Here is a 649-nt window from a genome sequence, read left to right as displayed (position 1 = left end):
GTAGAATAACCACCGGCTGTGCCGGTGGAGCGGAAAAAGCTTTAGCGTTGAGAGGGACAAAAAAACTCCTTTTGATGTAAAATAAGCTTGCGGTCTGGCAACTGCAAGAGACATCAAAAGGAGGACATTCAAAAATGAATGATAATAAGAGTTTAGCACATACGAAATGGAACTGCAAATACCACATAGTATTTGCGCCAAAGTACCGTAGAAAAATATTTTACGAGGAAAAACGAGCGGAGATAGGAAAAGTACTGAGAGAATTGTGTGGTTGGAAAGGAGTAATCCTTTTAGAAGGAGAGGTGTGCCCAGACCATGTACATATATTAGTAGAGATACCACCGAAGATGAGTGTAGGAAGTTTTATGGGATTTTTAAAAGGAAAAAGTAGCCTTATTATTCATGAAAGGCACGCAAATTAAAAATACAAACATGGCAATAGAAGTTTTTGGTGCCGTGGGTACTATGTGGATACGGTAGGAAAAAATGCAAAAAGGATAACAGAGTATATCCAAAATCAACTAGAAGAAGATAAATTAGAGGATCAATTAACGTTTAGGGAATACCAAGACCCTTTTAAGGGTAGCAAATAACAATCTTTTGCAAATGTCAGATCGTACCAGCCATTGCAATGGCCGCCAGTAACGGC

General features: G+C 38.8%; 1 pseudogene. It reads left to right on the top strand.

Features of this window, described 5'->3' with window-relative positions:
- Positions 1 to 134 precede the first annotated feature (134 nt).
- Positions 135 to 593: pseudogene (tnpA, locus tag TY09_RS17490) on the top strand (IS200/IS605 family transposase).
- Positions 594 to 649 lie beyond the last annotated feature (56 nt).

It is taken from the genome of Faecalispora jeddahensis (assembly GCF_000577335.1).
GTDB classification, from domain to species: domain Bacteria; phylum Bacillota; class Clostridia; order Oscillospirales; family Acutalibacteraceae; genus Faecalispora; species Faecalispora jeddahensis.
This window is presented reverse-complemented; position numbering and strand designations above follow the sequence as displayed.